This is a genomic window from Kitasatospora sp. A2-31 (assembly GCF_022288725.1).
Taxonomy (GTDB): Bacteria; Actinomycetota; Actinomycetes; order Streptomycetales; family Streptomycetaceae; genus Kitasatospora.
Map to the genome: position 1 here is coordinate 224419 of NZ_JAKNTA010000011.1, position 13889 is coordinate 238307.

Annotated in this window: 9 protein-coding genes and 3 pseudogenes; 6 read left to right on the top strand and 6 right to left on the bottom strand. The window is 76.1% G+C overall.

What is annotated here, in order from left to right; all coding sequences use genetic code 11:
• Positions 1-29 precede the first annotated feature (29 nt).
• From MCM47_RS28320 to MCM47_RS28340, 5 genes and pseudogenes are all read right to left on the bottom strand, one after another.
• Positions 30-1406 carry an MFS transporter gene (locus MCM47_RS28320; protein WP_238864531.1) on the bottom strand — a complete coding sequence of 459 codons (1377 nt, stop codon included), beginning with the start codon at positions 1404-1406 and terminating at the stop codon, positions 30-32.
• Complete coding sequence (gene nirD / locus MCM47_RS28325; protein WP_238864532.1) at positions 1403-1855, bottom strand: nitrite reductase small subunit NirD; 453 nt, start codon at positions 1853-1855, stop codon at positions 1403-1405. The genes MCM47_RS28320 and nirD overlap by 4 nt, the downstream gene beginning before the upstream one ends.
• Positions 1852-4451, bottom strand: a pseudogene (gene nirB / locus MCM47_RS28330) (nitrite reductase large subunit NirB). The gene nirD and the pseudogene nirB overlap by 4 nt, the downstream one beginning before the upstream one ends.
• 93 nt (positions 4452-4544) lie before the next feature.
• On the bottom strand, positions 4545-5753 hold the full coding sequence (locus tag MCM47_RS28335) for an FAD-dependent oxidoreductase (protein ID WP_308222484.1): 1209 nt from the start codon (positions 5751-5753) through the stop codon (positions 4545-4547).
• Positions 5750-7984: a molybdopterin oxidoreductase family protein gene (locus MCM47_RS28340; protein ID WP_238864533.1), complete on the bottom strand. Its 2235-nt coding sequence runs from the start codon at positions 7982-7984 to the stop codon at positions 5750-5752. The genes MCM47_RS28335 and MCM47_RS28340 overlap by 4 nt, the downstream gene beginning before the upstream one ends.
• 192 nt (positions 7985-8176) lie before the next feature.
• Here MCM47_RS28340 and MCM47_RS44115 point away from each other — a divergent pair.
• The 6 genes and pseudogenes from MCM47_RS44115 to MCM47_RS28370 all read left to right on the top strand — a co-directional run.
• Positions 8177-8809, top strand: a pseudogene (locus MCM47_RS44115) (uroporphyrinogen-III synthase); the annotation flags it as partial.
• Between the two features lie 7 nt (positions 8810-8816).
• Positions 8817-9350, top strand: a complete 534-nt coding sequence (locus tag MCM47_RS44120) for a winged helix-turn-helix domain-containing protein (protein ID WP_374209219.1) — start codon at positions 8817-8819, stop codon at positions 9348-9350.
• A gap of 62 nt (positions 9351-9412) precedes the next feature.
• A pseudogene (locus tag MCM47_RS28350) lies at positions 9413-9742 on the top strand (sirohydrochlorin chelatase); the annotation flags it as partial.
• A 172-nt stretch (positions 9743-9914) separates the two neighbouring features.
• On the top strand, positions 9915-10319 hold the full coding sequence (locus MCM47_RS28355) for a CbiX/SirB N-terminal domain-containing protein (RefSeq protein ID WP_238864534.1): 405 nt from the start codon (positions 9915-9917) through the stop codon (positions 10317-10319).
• Positions 10320-10733: 414 nt separating this feature from the next.
• Positions 10734-12035: a carboxyl transferase domain-containing protein gene (locus MCM47_RS42685; protein ID WP_305068031.1), complete on the top strand. Its 1302-nt coding sequence runs from the start codon at positions 10734-10736 to the stop codon at positions 12033-12035.
• Positions 12036-12682: 647 nt separating this feature from the next.
• Positions 12683-13057 (top strand): transglycosylase SLT domain-containing protein, encoded by a 375-nt coding sequence (locus tag MCM47_RS28370; protein WP_238864535.1) that lies wholly within the window; start codon positions 12683-12685, stop codon positions 13055-13057.
• Positions 13058-13302: 245 nt separating this feature from the next.
• On the opposite strand, the gene MCM47_RS28375 is transcribed toward MCM47_RS28370, so the two are convergent.
• Positions 13303-13752, bottom strand: coding sequence for an HD domain-containing protein (locus tag MCM47_RS28375; protein WP_238864536.1), 450 nt, complete (start codon positions 13750-13752; stop codon positions 13303-13305).
• Positions 13753-13889: the final 137 nt, after the last annotated feature.

Below are 13889 nucleotides of genomic sequence, written 5' to 3' on the forward strand. Positions count from 1 at the left end.
CCCCGGGGCCGGCCGGCGGGTCGAAGCCGTCAGGTCTCGGCGGCGGTCGACCGGGCCGCCCGCGGGCGGAGCCAGACCGCCCAGGTGAGCCCGGAGCAGGCCACGTACGTGGCCAGGAAGCCCAGGTAGGCGGCGTCGCCGTTGTGGCTGGCGAGGAAGGACTGCCGGAAGGCGAGGTTGACCAGGACCCCGCCGAAGGCGCCCACCGCGCCGGCCAGGCCGATCAGGGCGGTGGAGCGGCGGCGGGCGGCGGACTCGGCCGCCGCCGGGTCGGTGCCGGCCGCGACGGCCGCGCGTGCCCTGGCCTGGTAGTGGGCCGGGATCATCTTGTAGGTCGAGCCGTTGCCGATGCCGCTGAGCACGAAGAGCGCGATGAAGCCGCCCAGGAAGAGCGGCAGCGAGTGCGCCCGGGAGGCGGCCAGGACGACCGCGGTGCCGGCCCCCATCGCCACGAAGGTGGCCAGGGTGACGCGGGCGCCGCCCCAGCGGTCGGCCAGTCGACCGCCGACCGGCCGGAGCAGCGAGCCGAGGAGCGGACCGAGGAAGGTCAGCGCGGCCGCCTTGACCGGGGTGTCGAAGCGGTCGTGGAACTGCACCTGGAGCACCTGCCCGAAGGCGAAGCCGAAGCCGATGAACGAGCCGAAGGTACCGACGTAGAGGGCGGAGACCGCCCAGCCGTACGGGTCGCGGGCGACCTCCCGCAGTGCCCGGCCCTCGCCGCGCGGGGCCGCCGCCAGATTGTCCATCCGCCACCAGGCGCCGGCCGCGGCCAGCACGATCAGCGGCAGGTAGAGCAGCGGCAGCAACCGGGGGTGTGTCGCGCCGGCGGTGGCCAGCACGAGCAGGCCGAGCAGCTGCACCGCCGGGACGCCCAGGTTGCCGCCGCCCGCGTTGATGCCGAGCGCCCAGCCCTTGAGCCGGTGCGGGTAGAAGGCGTTGATGTTGGCCATCGAGGAGGCGAAGTTGCCGCCGCCGACGCCGGCCGAGCAGGCCACCGCGAGCAGCGTGCCGTAGGAGACGCCGGGGGTGAGCACCAGGGCCGCCAGGGCGGCGGGGACGAGCAGCAGCAGCGCGCTGACGACCGTCCAGTTGCGGCCGCCGAACCGGCCGACGGCGAAGGTGTAGGGCAGGCGCAGCAGGGCGCCGAGGGCGGTGGGCAGCGCGGTCAGGGTGAACTTGCCCGCGGCGTCGATGTGGTACTCGGGGCCGAGGAAGAGCACCAGGACCGACCAGGTGCTCCAGACCGAGAAGCCGATGTGCTCGCTGAGCACGGAGAAGACCAGGTTGCGGCGGGCGATCGCGGCGCCGGTCCGTTCCCAGAAGACCGGGTCCTCCGGGTCCCAGTCGGTGAGCGGGGCGGCGCCGGCTCTGCCGCTCGCGGGCGTTGTCTCGACGACGGCGCTCATTCCGCGTCCTCCTGTCCGGCGAGTCCGGCCCGCGCGGAACCCACGGCCGGCGCAGAACCCGCGGCCCGCGCGGAACGGGCACCGTCCGATCCGGCGCCCGCACCGCCGCCCGCGCTGTCGCGGATCGGCCAGAGCCGCAGGACGGCCGGGGCGCCGTCGGGCCCGGTCTCCTCGTCGAGGCAGCGGCCGTCGGTGAGGTCGAAGACCTGCTTGTACATGGGGGAGGCCAGGGTCGGCCGGTCGCCGCGGCTGCCCAGCAGGCCGCGGGAGAGGACGTGGGCGCCGCTGAACGGGTCGCGGTTGTCGACGGCGTGCAGCACGCCGGTACGGTCACGGAACACGGCCACCTGGTCGGCGCCGAGCAGTACGGCCACACCTCGGCCGGGCTGCAGGTCGGCGAGCGTGCAGACGGGCTGCCAGCGGGTGCCGTCGTGGATCTCCACGGTCACGGGGTGAGCACCTCCAGTCGGGGCCCGGCCACCAGGACCGGGGTGGGGGCGGTGAGGACGCGCCCGTCCTCGTCGGGGCGGGCGGGGCGGATCTGGCCGCGTTCGGGGACGAAGGTGACGGCCGGGTCCGGGGTGCCGGGGGCGTTGACGAAGGAGGAGAACCGGCGCAGCCGGTCCGGGTCGGCCAGGGTGGCGGCCCATTCGTCCTGGTAGGAGTCGACGTGACGGGCCATCAGGTCGTCCAGTTCGGCGACGATGCCGAGCGAGTCGTCCATGACCACTGCGCGCAGGTGGTCCAGGCCGCCCTCCAGCCTCTCCAGCCAGACCGAGGTGCGCTCCAGGCGGTCGGCGGTGCGGATGTAGAACATCAGGTACCGGTCGACGGTCCGGATCAACGTCTGCCGGTCCAGGTCGGCGGCCAGCAGGTCGGCGTGACGTGGCGTCATACCGCCGTTGCCGCCGACGTAGAGGTTCCAGCCGGCGGAGGTGGCGATGATCCCGAAGTCCTTGCTCCGGGCCTCGGCGCACTCGCGGGCGCAGCCGGAGACGGCGGACTTGAGCTTGTGCGGGGAGCGCAGCCCCCGGTAGCGGAGCTCCAGTTCGATCGCGAGCCCGACCGAGTCCTGCACCCCGTAGCGGCACCAGGTCTCGCCCACGCAGGACTTCACGGTGCGCAGCGCCTTGCCGTAGGGTAGGCGTGGCCGGACTCGAAGCCCGCGTCGACCAGCCGCCGCCAGATGACGGGGAGTTGGTCGACGGTGGCGCCGAAGAGGTCGATCCGCTGACCACCGGTGATCTTGGTGTAGAGACCGTGGTCGCGGGCGATCTCACCGATCGCGATCAGCCCCTCGGGGGTGATCTCGCCGCCGGGAACGCGGGGCACCACCGAGTAGGAGCCGTTGCGCTGGAGGTTGGCGAGGAAGTGGTCGTTGGAGTCCTGCAGCGCCGCCTGCTCGCCGTCCAGGATGTGACCGTTGCCGAGGCTGGCCAGGACGGAGGCGACGGTCGGCTTGCAGACGTCGCAGCCCTCGCCGCCGCCGTACCGGTCGACGAGCTCGGAGAAGCTGGTGATGCCGGTGACCCGGACGATCTCGTACAACTCGGCCCGGCTCTGCGGGAAGTGCTCGCAGAGGCCGGTCCGGGTGGCGACGCCGGAGGCGGCGAGCTCCTCGTCGACGACGGTGGTGAGCTGCTTGATGCAGCTGCCGCAGCCGGTGCCGGCCCGGGTGCACCTCTTGACGGCGGCGACGGAGTCGCAGCCCTCCTCGTGCACGGCCGCGCGGACGGCGCCCCGGGTGACGTTGTGGCAGGAGCAGAGCACCGCGTCGTCGGGCAGCGCGACCGGACCGGCGGCGGCGAACCCGGCCGGCAGCACCAGTTGTTCGGCGGGGGTGGTGAGCGGTTTGCCGGCCATCGCGAGCGGCCGCAGGGTGCCGTAGGACTCGGTGTCGCCGACCAGGACGCCGCCGAGCAGTGCGCCGTCGGTCCCGATCACGAGCTTGCGGTAGACGCCGAGCCGGCTGTCGCTGTAGAGCACGTCGAGCGCGCCCTCGGCGGTGCCGTGCGGGTCGCCGAAGCTGGCCACGTCGACGCCGAGCAGCTTGAGCTTGGTGGAGGTGTCCGCGCCGGTGAAGCCGGAGCCGGCGGTGCCGGCCAGGGTGCGGGCGGCCGTCTCGGCCATCTGGTAGCCGGGGGCGACCAGGCCGTAGACCCGGCCGTCCACGGTCTGCGCACACTCGCCGATGGCCAGCACGGCCGGGTCGGCGGTGCGGCAGTGCTCGTCCACGACGATGCCGCCGCGCGGGCCGACCGGCAGGTCGCAGCCGCGCGCGAGCTGGTCGCGGGGGCGGACTCCGGCCGAGAACACCACCAGGTCGGCGGCGAGTTCGCGGCCGTCGGACAGGAGCAGGGCGCGGACCCGACCATCCTCGCCGGTCTCGACGCCGCTGGCGCCGGCGCTGGTGTGGACGGTGACGCCGAGCTCCTCGACCTTGCGCCGGAGCAGTTCGCCGCCGCCCTCGTCGACCTGGACGGCCATCAGCCGGGGGGCGAACTCGACCACGTGGGTGGCGACGCCCATCGCCCTGAGGGCGCCCGCGGCCTCCAGGCCGAGCAGGCCGCCGCCGACCACCACGCCGGTCCCGGCCCGGCCGGCGTCGGCGCGGATCGCGTCCAGGTCCTCGATGGTGCGGTAGACGTGGCAGCCGGCCGCGTCCCTGCCGGGCACGGGCGGCACGAACGGCACCGAACCGGTGGCCAGCACCAGGGCGTCGTAGCGCAGTCGGGTGCCGGCCCGGGTCGTGACGCTCCGGTCCGCACGGTCGACGGCGGTGACCGGGTCGCCGAGGCGCAGGTCGATGCCGTGCCGGGCGAGGAAGCCGGGCGGGCACAGCGCGAGGTCCTCGGCGGTCTTCCCGTCGAACAGCGCGCTGAGGTGGACACGGTCGTAGGCCGGGCGCGGCTCCTCGGCGAGCACGGTGATCCGCCAGCCCTCGGCGCCGGGCTGCTCGGTGAAGGCCTCCAGGAAGCGCTGGCCGACCATGCCGTGGCCGACGAGGACGAGGTCCCGCGGTCGGTCGGGCTTGTGCGATGTCATCGCGTTGCTCCTCGGGGTCGTGCGGGGGTGCGGGGTTCGGGCGGTCCGGGGGTGGCGGCGGGTCCGGCCGGGGCCGGGGGCCGGTGGGGCGGCTCAGGTGAGCAGGTGCAGGGGGTGGTCGACGAGCGGGTCGTCGCGTCGCCAGGCCTCGGCGAGGGCGTCGACGCCGGCGAGGTCGCCGAGCAGGATCGCGCCGACCAGCCGGTCCCCGCGCAGCACGAGCTTCTTGTAGCTGCCGCGGGTGGCGTCGGTGAGCCGCAACACGTCCAGGCCGGGGTCGAGGCTCTCGTCCACCTCGCCGAAGGCCGCGTACTCCAGGCCACCGGTGCTCAGCCGGGCCGGGGGCCGGGAGCCGGTGTAGCGGGCGTCCGGCTCGGCGCCCGACAGGCGCTGCGCCAGCACGTCGGCCTGGTCCCAGGCCGGCAGTGCCAGGCCGTGCACGGTGCTGCGGTGCTCAGCGCAGTCTCCGATCGCGTGGACGCCCGGGGCCGCGGTGGCGAGCGCGTCGTCCACCAGCACGCCGGTGGCGACCGGAAGGCCGGCGGTGTGCGCGAGCGCGGTCCGCGGCCGGGTTCCGCAGGCGAGCACCACCAGGTCGCAGTCGAGGACGTACCCGTTGGCCAGCACGACTCCGGTCACCCGGTCCTCGCCGCGCATGGCGCGGGCCCGGTTGCCGGGGTAGGTCTCCACACCGACCTCCAGGAGCAGGCCGCGAAGCACCTCACCGGCCTGCGCGTCGAGTTGGCGCTCGATCAGGTACGGACCCTGGTGGACGATCTCGGTGGGCACGCCGAGCGCGGTCAGGGCCCGGGCGGCGCTCACCCCGAGGACCCCGCCGCCGATCACGACGGCCCGGCGGGCGCCCACGGCGTCCTCGGCGAGCCGGCCGCAGTCCTCCAGGGTGCGCAGGGTGTGAACGCCCTCGGTGAGGCGGCCGCCGTCCGCCCGCCGCAGGCCCCGGATCGGCGGCAGCACCGGGTTGGCACCGGTGGCGAGCACCAGCTCGTCCCACGGCACCACGGTGCCGTCGGCGAGACCGAGCGTGCGGGCGGCCGGGTCCAGGGCCACCACCTCGCAGCCGGGCCGCGGCTCGGCGCCGCCCAGCGGCAGCGCGATCGACTCGGCGTCGTAGCGGCCGGTGAGCACGTCGGCGAGCAGCGCCCGGTTGTAGGGGGCACGGGGCTCGGCGCCGTACACGGTGACCCGGCCGGTGCCGCCCAGCGCGGTGTAACGCTCCGCGAAGCGGGCGGCGGCCATCCCGCCGCCGACCACCGCGATCCGCCGGTCCCGTGGGTTCCTCACGGTGCCACCTCCTGGGCCGTCTCCCGGGTCGGGCCCTGGGCTGTACCCCGGGCCGCGCCCCAGGCCGGGGCCTGAGCCGCGCCCCGGGCCGGGGCCTGAGCCGCGTCCGGGGCGGGGCCCTGAGCCGCCTCCCGGGCCGGCTCCACGCGGACGGCGCAGAGCTTGAACTCTGGCATCCGCGAGACCGGGTCCAGGGCCGGGTTGGTCAGGGTGTTGGCCCGCCCCGCGCCGGGCCAGTGGAACGGCATGAAGACGGTGTCCGGGCGGATGGCGTCGGTGATCCGGGCCGGCGCCACCGCGCGGCCGCGCCGGCTGGTCACCGCGACCAGGTCGCCCTCCGCGACGGCCAGCCGGGCAGCCAGCCGCGGGTGCAGCTCGACGAAGGGTCCGGGCGCGGCCGCGTTCAGCTCCGGCACCCGGCGGGTCTGCGCGCCGCTCTGGTACTGGGCGAGCACCCGGCCGGTGGTCAGGTGGAGCGGGTAGTCGCGGTCAGGCTCCTCGCCGGCCGGGCGGTGGGTGACGCCGGCGAAGCGGGCCCGGCCGTCCGGGGTGGCGAAGCGCTCCAGGAAGAGCCGCGGGGTGCCCGGGTGCGCGTCGTCGGGGCAGGGCCAGAAGACGCCGTCCTCGGCCGCGATCCGCCGGTAGCTGATGCCGGAGTAGTCGGCGTCCCCGCCGGCCGACGCGCGGCGCAGCTCGTCGAAGACCTCCTCGGCCTCCTCCGGGAAGCCCCTCCGCACGCCCAGCCGGGCGGCGAGTCCGCGCAGCACCCGGAGCTCGCTGCGCACGCCCTCGGGCGGGTCCAGCGCGCGGCGGCGCAGGATCACCCTGCCCTCCAGGTTGGTCGTGGTGCCCTCCTCCTCGGCCCACTGGGTGACCGGCAGGACGACGTCCGCCAGCCGGGCCGTCTCGGACAGCACCGGGTCGGCGACGACCAGCAGGTCCAGCTCGCGCAACCGGGCCGTGACGTGCGCGGCGTTCGGCGCGGAGACCACCGGGTTGGAGCCCGCCAGCAGCAGAGCGCGGACCCCGCCCGGCCGGCCGAGCCCGTCCAGCAGCTCGTAGGCCGAGCGGCCGGCGCCGGGCAGCTCGTCCGGGTCGACGCCCCAGACGCCGGCCACGTGCGCCCTGGCCTGCGGGTCCTCGATCGAGCGGTAGCCGGGAAGCTGGTCGGCCTTCTGGCCGTGCTCCCGGCCGCCCTGGCCGTTGCCCTGGCCGGTCAGGCAGCCGTACCCCGAGTAGGGCCGGCCGGCCTTCCCGGTGGCCAGGCAGAGGTCGATCCACGCGCCGACCGTGTCCGTGCCCTTGCTCTGCTGCTCCGGGCCGCGCGCGGTCAGCACCATGCCGGTCTCGGCCCGGCCGAACAGCTCGGCCGCGGTCCGCAGTCGGGCGACCGGGACGCCGGTGATCCGCTCCACCCGGTCCGGCCAGTGCGCCATCGCGGCGGCCCGGGCCCGGTCGAAGCCGGTGGTGCGGGCGGCGACGAACTCCTCGTCCACCCGGCCGTCGGCGATCACCAGGTGGAGCAGGCCGAGCGCCAGCGCGAGGTCGCCGCCGGGCCGTGGCTGCAGGTGCAGGTCGGCCTCCGCCGCGGTCCGCGTCCGGCGCGGGTCGACCACGATCAACGTTCCGCCGTTCTCGCGGAGTTCGCGGAAGTAGCGGAGCGCCGGCGGCATCGTCTCGGCGGGGTTGCCACCGACCAGGATCAGGCACCCGGTGTGCGGGATGTCCGCCAGCGGGAACGGCAGCCCGCGGTCCAGCCCGAACGCCCTGCGGTGCGCGGCGGCCGCCGAGGACATGCAGAACCGGCCGTTGTAGTCGATGTTCGCGGTGCGCAGTACCACTCGGGCGAACTTGCCCAGCAGATACGCCTTCTCGTTGGTCAGCCCGCCGCCGCCGAACACCCCGACGGCGTCCGCCCCGTGCCGCTCGCGGACCTCGGCCAGGCCCGCGGCCACCCGGTCCAGCGCCTCCGTCCACCCCGCCGACCGCAGCGGGCCGCCCGGGCGGTCGCGCAGCAGCGGGCCGGTCAGCCGGGCGCCCGGCGCCAGCAGCGCGGGCGCCGAACGGCCCTTGCCGCAGAGCGCACCGCGGTTCACCGGGAACCCGGGCCGCTCCAGCACTTCGGCGGGTGCCCCGGCCGCACCGGCCCGGGCCGGGTCGCCCCCGGTGCGCAGCCGCATGCCGCACTGCAGCGAGCAGTACGGGCAGTGGGTGTCGGTGGTCGTCGTCATGCCGAAGAATCTCGACGGAGGTCGTTTCGCCGCCGGATCCCCCGTGTTTCGGGCGCGGTACGCCTCGCTCACGCCGCGGCCGACACGGGGTGCGCGGTCGGACATCAGCCGTAACCGGCCGGCCCGGTTCGCTAACACGCAGGTGACGGCGGGGCAATCCGCAGGTAACGCCGCCGAAGCACCCTTGCCGCCATGGCTCCCTCCCCCGCCCTCGCCGTCCCGCGTCCCAGTGCGCAGCCGGGGCCGCTCACCGGCTTCACCATCGGTGTCACCGCCGCTCGGCGGCGCGACGAACTGGTCGCGCTGCTCGCCCGGCGCGGCGCCCAGGTGGTCGAGGCGCCGGTGCTGCGGATCACCCCGCTCGCGGACGACCTGGCCCTGCGTCAGGCCACCGAGCGCTGTCTGGCCGCACCGCTCGACTACGTGGTCGCCACCACCGGCGTCGGCTGGCGCGGCTGGATGAGCGCGGCCGAGGGCTGGGGCCGGGGCGCCGCCCTCGCCGACGCCTGCCGGGACGCGGTGGTGCTCAGCCGGGGCCCCAAGGCCACCGGCGCGGTGCGGGCCAGCGGTCTCGGCGAGCGCTTCTCCCCCGGCTCCGAGGCCACCGACGAACTGCTCACCTGGCTGCTCGCCCGCCCGCTGGCCGGCCGCCGGATCGCGGTCCAGGAGCACGGCATCCGGCTGGACGCGTTCGCGGCGGCGCTGCGCGAACGCGGCGCCGAGGTGATCTCCGTCCCGGTCTACCGCTGGGAGCCGCCGGACGACCCGGCCCCGGTGCGCCGGCTGGTCGAGCAGACCGTCCGGCGTCAGGTGCACGCGCTCACCTTCACCAGTGCCCCGGCGGTCACCGCCTTCGTCGAGATCGCCAACCGCCTTCGTCGAGATCGCCACCGCCGAGGGCCTGCGCGAACCGCTGCTCGACGCACTGCGCGCCGACGTCCTGCCGGTCTGCGTCGGCGCGCTGTGCGCCCGGCCGTTCGCCGAACTCGGCCTGTCGGCCGTCTTCCCGGAGCGCGGCCGGCTCGGCTCGCTGGTCCGGTTGCTCGCCGAGACCCTGCCCGGCCGCGGCCGCCAGGAGGTCGCGCTCGCCGGGCGGGTGCTCACCCTCCAGGGCAACGCCGTCCTGGTCGACGGCCAGAGCCACTGGCTCAGCCCGCGCGGCGCCGCCGTCCTGCGGGCCCTCGCCGCGCAGCCCGGCCGGGTGCTCAGCCGCGCCGAACTCCTCCGCACCGCCTGGGCCGACGCGGCCGCCGACGAGCACGCCGTCGAGGCGGCCGTCGGCCGGCTGCGGGCGGCGCTCGGGCCGCACGGCGCACTGATCCGCACGGTGGTGCCCAAGCGCGGCTACCGCCTGGCGGCGAGTTGACGGGCGGCGCAGCGGCGGGCGTGGCCGCGATGGCGGGCGGCGCAGCGGCGGGCGGGGCCGCGATGGCGGGCGCAGTGGCGACGACGGTGGGCGAGGTGGTGTCGGGCCCGGCGGACGGTCCTGCGGACCCGGGCCTGCAGGACCGTCCGCCGGTGGGTGTCACGGCGCCGCGGCCGGGGGCCCCGGCCCGGGGCGGCGACCGGCCGGTGCTGCTCGCCGTCGCCCACGGCAGCCGGAACCCCGCCGGCGTCGCCGCGACCCGGACGCTGCTCGACCTCGTCCGCGCACAGCGGCCCGAACTCGACGTCCGCTGCTGTTTCCTGGACCTCGCCGCGCCCTCCCTGCCCGCGGCCCTGGCCGGACTCGCCGGCGACGAGCCTGCCGTCCTCGTGCCGCTGCTGCTCGGGACCGGCTACCACCTGCGGGTGGACCTCCCCGACGCACTGGCCGCCAACCCGCCTGCGGCACGTCCGGCTCGCCCCCGCACTGGGCCCCGACCCGCTGCTGGCCACCGTCCTCGCGGACCGGCTCGCCGAGAGCGGACGCGCCCCGGGCGCCGGTCCGGTGGTGCTCGCCGCGGCCGGCTCCTCGGACCCGGCGGCCGCCGCCGACACCCGCCGGACGGCCCGGCTGCTCGCGGCCCGGCTGGCCGACGGCCGACCGGTCGTCCCGGCCTACCTCTCCGCCGCCCGGCCGACCCCGCGCGAGGCGGTCGAGGCCCTGCACGCCGCGGGCCACCGCCGGGTCGCCGTCGCCACCTACCTCCTCGGCCCCGGCTTCTTCGCCGACCGGGCGGCCGACACCCCCGCCGACTGGACCAGCGCGCCGCTGGGTACCCACGACGCCCTCGCCCGCCTGGTCGGCGCCCGCTACGACGACGCCTGTGCCGACCTCCGCGACCGCGCGCACGGCGGGCCGGCGGCCCGGTCCGGCCGGCTCGGACGGCCCGCCCCGGCCCGCGCGCTCTGACGGTCTGCGGGCCGACGGGACTTCCGAGGCCGGCGGGTCTGCACGGGCGCGGCGGGTCCGCGGAGGGCTGTCGACCCGGTCACATCCGCACGTCGGACCGGGACGCGCCGGCACCCGCTGCGTAGGGTGGATCTTGTCGGTGCGGGCGGCTCGGGTGCGGGGTGGGCGTGGGTACGGGAAGTTCTCTGACGGCGCGCCAACTCCTCGGACTGCTGGTGGACCCCGGTTCGTTCCTGACCTGGGACGAGCCCATCGGCCGCGAGCCCGCCGACGCCGGCTACCGCGCGGCCCTGGCCCGGGCGCAGGAGCGCACCGGGGCGGACGAGGCCGTGATCACCGGGACCGCACTGATCGGCGGCCGGGCGGTGGCGCTGGTGGCGTCCGAGTTCGGGTTCCTCGGCGGGTCGATCGGGGTTGGCCACCGCCGAACGGATCACCCGGGCCGTGGAGCGGGCCACCGCCGAGCGGCTGCCCCTGGTGGCCCTGCCGGTGTCGGGCGGCACGCGGATGCAGGAGGGTTCGGCGGCCTTCCTCTGCATGCTCCGGATCACCGCCGCCGTGCAGGCGCACCGGGCGGCCGGCCTCCCCTACCTCACCTATCTGCGCAACCCGACGATGGGCGGCGTGTTCGCCTCCTGGGGCACCCTCGGGCACCTGGTGTTCGCCGAGCCGGGCGCCCGGCTCGGCTTCCTCGGCCCCCGGGTGTACGAGGAACTGCGCGGTGTCGAACTGCCCCCGGACGTGCAGCGCGCCGAGACCCTGGCCGGCAACGGCCTGGTGGACGCGGTGGTCGCGCCGCAGGACCTGCGCGAGGTGCTGCGGCGCGCGCTCGCCGTCCTGGGCCTGGCCGCGGGGCCGGCGGCCGGCACCGCCGACGGACGGTGGACCGGCACCGCCGACTCGCCCCGGACCGGCACCACAGGCGGACGGTGGCCGGCCGACCGCCCCGACGCCTGGGAGTCGGTGCGCCGCACCCGCCGCCCCGACCGCCCGGGAACGCGCGAGCTGCTGCGCCGGACCGCCGAGGAACTCCTCCTGCTGGACGCCCCGGGCGGCCGGGATGGCGCGCTGGTGCGCGCACTCGTCGTGCTGCACGGCCGCGCCGCGCTGGTGGTGGGACAACAGCGGCAGGTTGCGGAGCGCGAGCGCCCCTTCACCGCCGCCGACCTGCGCGCCGTCCGCCGAACCGCCCGGCTCGCCGAACAGCTCGGCCTGCCGCTGGTCACGGTCGTGGACACGGCGGGCGCGGAACTCTCCGCACGGGCGGAGCTGGACGGCGTCGCGATCGAGATCGCGCACTGCCTCACCACCCTGCTCGCCCTGCGCACACCCGTCCTCGCGGTGCTGCTCGGCCAGGGCTCGGGCGGCGGTGCGCTCGCCCTCCTCCCGGCCGACCGGGTACTCGCCGCCGAACACTCCTGGTTGGCCCCGCTCCCGCCCGAGGGCGCCTCGGCGATCGTCCACCGCGACGGCGCGCACGCCGCCGAGCTCGCCCGCAGGCAGGGCATCGGCGCGTACGACCTGGCGGAGGTCGGCCTGGTCGACGCGGTCGTCCCCGAGCTGCCAGACGCCGCCGAGGAGCCGGCCGCCTTCTGCGAGCGGCTCGGCCTCGCCCTCGGCACCGCGCTCAAGGCACTCGCCTCGACATCGGAGGCGGACCGGCTCGCCGCCCGCGCGCTCCGCCACCGCCGGCTCGGGGACGTGCTCGCCGGCTGACGTCCACCGCCCGGACCGCACCGCCGTGGACCGCCCTCCCCTTCGACGCCGGTGCGGTGGACCGCCCCCACGGCAGTGACACCCCACGGCAGTGACACCCGACACCCGCATCGACGCCCTCATCGACCCCCGCCGGCCCCGACTGCGGCGGCTCCCCCTGCGAGGGCGGCCGCGGTCCCGGCCGTAGCTGTGGCGCCGCTCTCAGATCGTCTGTACGCGCAGTGGTGCCCGGCGTCCCGTCGGTGACGGTGCGGGGCAGCCGCTCGGTGAGTGCGCTCACACGCGATTGAGCGGCACGACGACCGGTAGTGAGTGCCGAGCGACGCGGACGCGCCGACCCGGGGAAGGGCGTTCCCGCAGGTCAGCGGGCACGGCGAGGGCCCCTTGGGCAGGGCCTTCGATTCCACGGCAGATCCCGGCGCTACGACGGCGGGTCGTAGCCAGGGGGTCTTGGCGGCGGCCGATCCGGTCTGGCAACAATGGCTCAGTCGTCAGCCGCCCCGGCTCCTGTCCCGCCGGAGGACGGCTTGTTGCCGAGTCACGCCCCGCGACCGTTTCGCCCCTGTCCGGCCACCGGTCGAGGCGGGGCGTGACACCGGCCCAACCTGATTGAGGTCCAGTTCTTCATGCCCGCTTTCAAGCTCCGTATGCGTACTTCTGCCGCGATTCTTGCCGGCGCTGCCGGTCTGACCGCCGTGGGTGCCGGTCTGCTGCCCTCCACCGCCTCCGCCGCGACCGTCTCCCCGAAGACCATCGCCGCGCAGATCGTGCCGGCCAACCAGCTCGCCTCGTTCAGCCAGATCATCAGCCACGAGTCCAGCTGGAACGTGACCGCGACCAACCCGAGCTCGGGCGCGTACGGTCTGGCGCAGGCGCTGCCGGGCTCCAAGATGGCCTCCGCCGGTGCGGACTGGAAGACCAACCCGGCCACCCAGATCAAGTGGGCGCTGGACTACATGAACACCCGCTACGGCAGCCCGAACGCCGCCTGGGCCTTCTGGCAGACCCACCACTGGTACTAAGCCGCTGGTACACGAGTCACCGGAAGTGAGCCGCCGGTACCGAACCACCGGCATGTGAGCCGCCCGGCTCCACCTCACCCAGCTTCCGAGCCGCTGTCCCCCCTCACCCCGGGGATCGGACAGGGACCACCGGGGTGACCGAGAGGGCCCGTGCACGCGCGATCCGCGTGCACGGGCCCTCTCGCCCGTCCGGCCCCGCCGCCCGGACACGACGCACAGCCGGGGACCGGTCGACCGGCGTCCCGTCAGTCCTCGGCCAGGCCGAGCAGTTCGCGCGTCCGGCGGTACTTCTCGGCGAGGCGGGCGGCGGTCGCGTCGTCCAGCGAAGCCAGCCGCGCCGGGTTCGCGTTGTGGGCCAGATCCGCCTGCTTGACCAGCAGGGCGCCCGGGGTCGCCAGGATCCGGGCGGTGTAGCCCTCCAACGGCTCGCCGGGGCGCTTGGTGAGCGCATCGACGATCGCCTTGGTGGCTTCGGAGAGCGCGGCCTCGGCCAGCCACTCCCGGGTCAGTGCATCGTCCTCGATCGCGTCGTGCAGCCAGCCGGCCGCGACCTGCTCGTCGCTCCCGCCACGAGCGGCCACACCGTGCGCCACCGCGGCGAGGTGCTCGGAGTAGGGGCGACCGTTCTTGTCGACCTGCCCCTCGTGCGCTCGGCGTGCAATCGTCTCCACCTCGGCCAGGCTCAGATAGTCCACCGGGCCATGGTAGCCGCGGGGCGTCTGGTTGACTTCGGCGTGGCCGGGCGACCCCCGGCTCGGCGGCCACTCCGCCGACCGACCCGCCGCCCCGACCCCGCCGAACCCAGGTCGGCCGCCCCGCCCCCGTCGAACCG

Bases quoted from the DNA above. Each gene is read 5' to 3' on its own strand.
- MCM47_RS28340 (WP_238864533.1), bottom strand. From the start codon at position 7,984: ATGACGACGACCACCGACACCCACTGCCCGTACTGCTCGCTGCAGTGC.
- MCM47_RS28370 (WP_238864535.1), top strand. From the start codon at position 12,683: ATGCGTACTTCTGCCGCGATTCTTGCCGGCGCTGCCGGTCTGACCGCC.
- MCM47_RS28320 (WP_238864531.1), bottom strand. From the start codon at position 1,406: ATGAGCGCCGTCGTCGAGACAACGCCCGCGAGCGGCAGAGCCGGCGCC.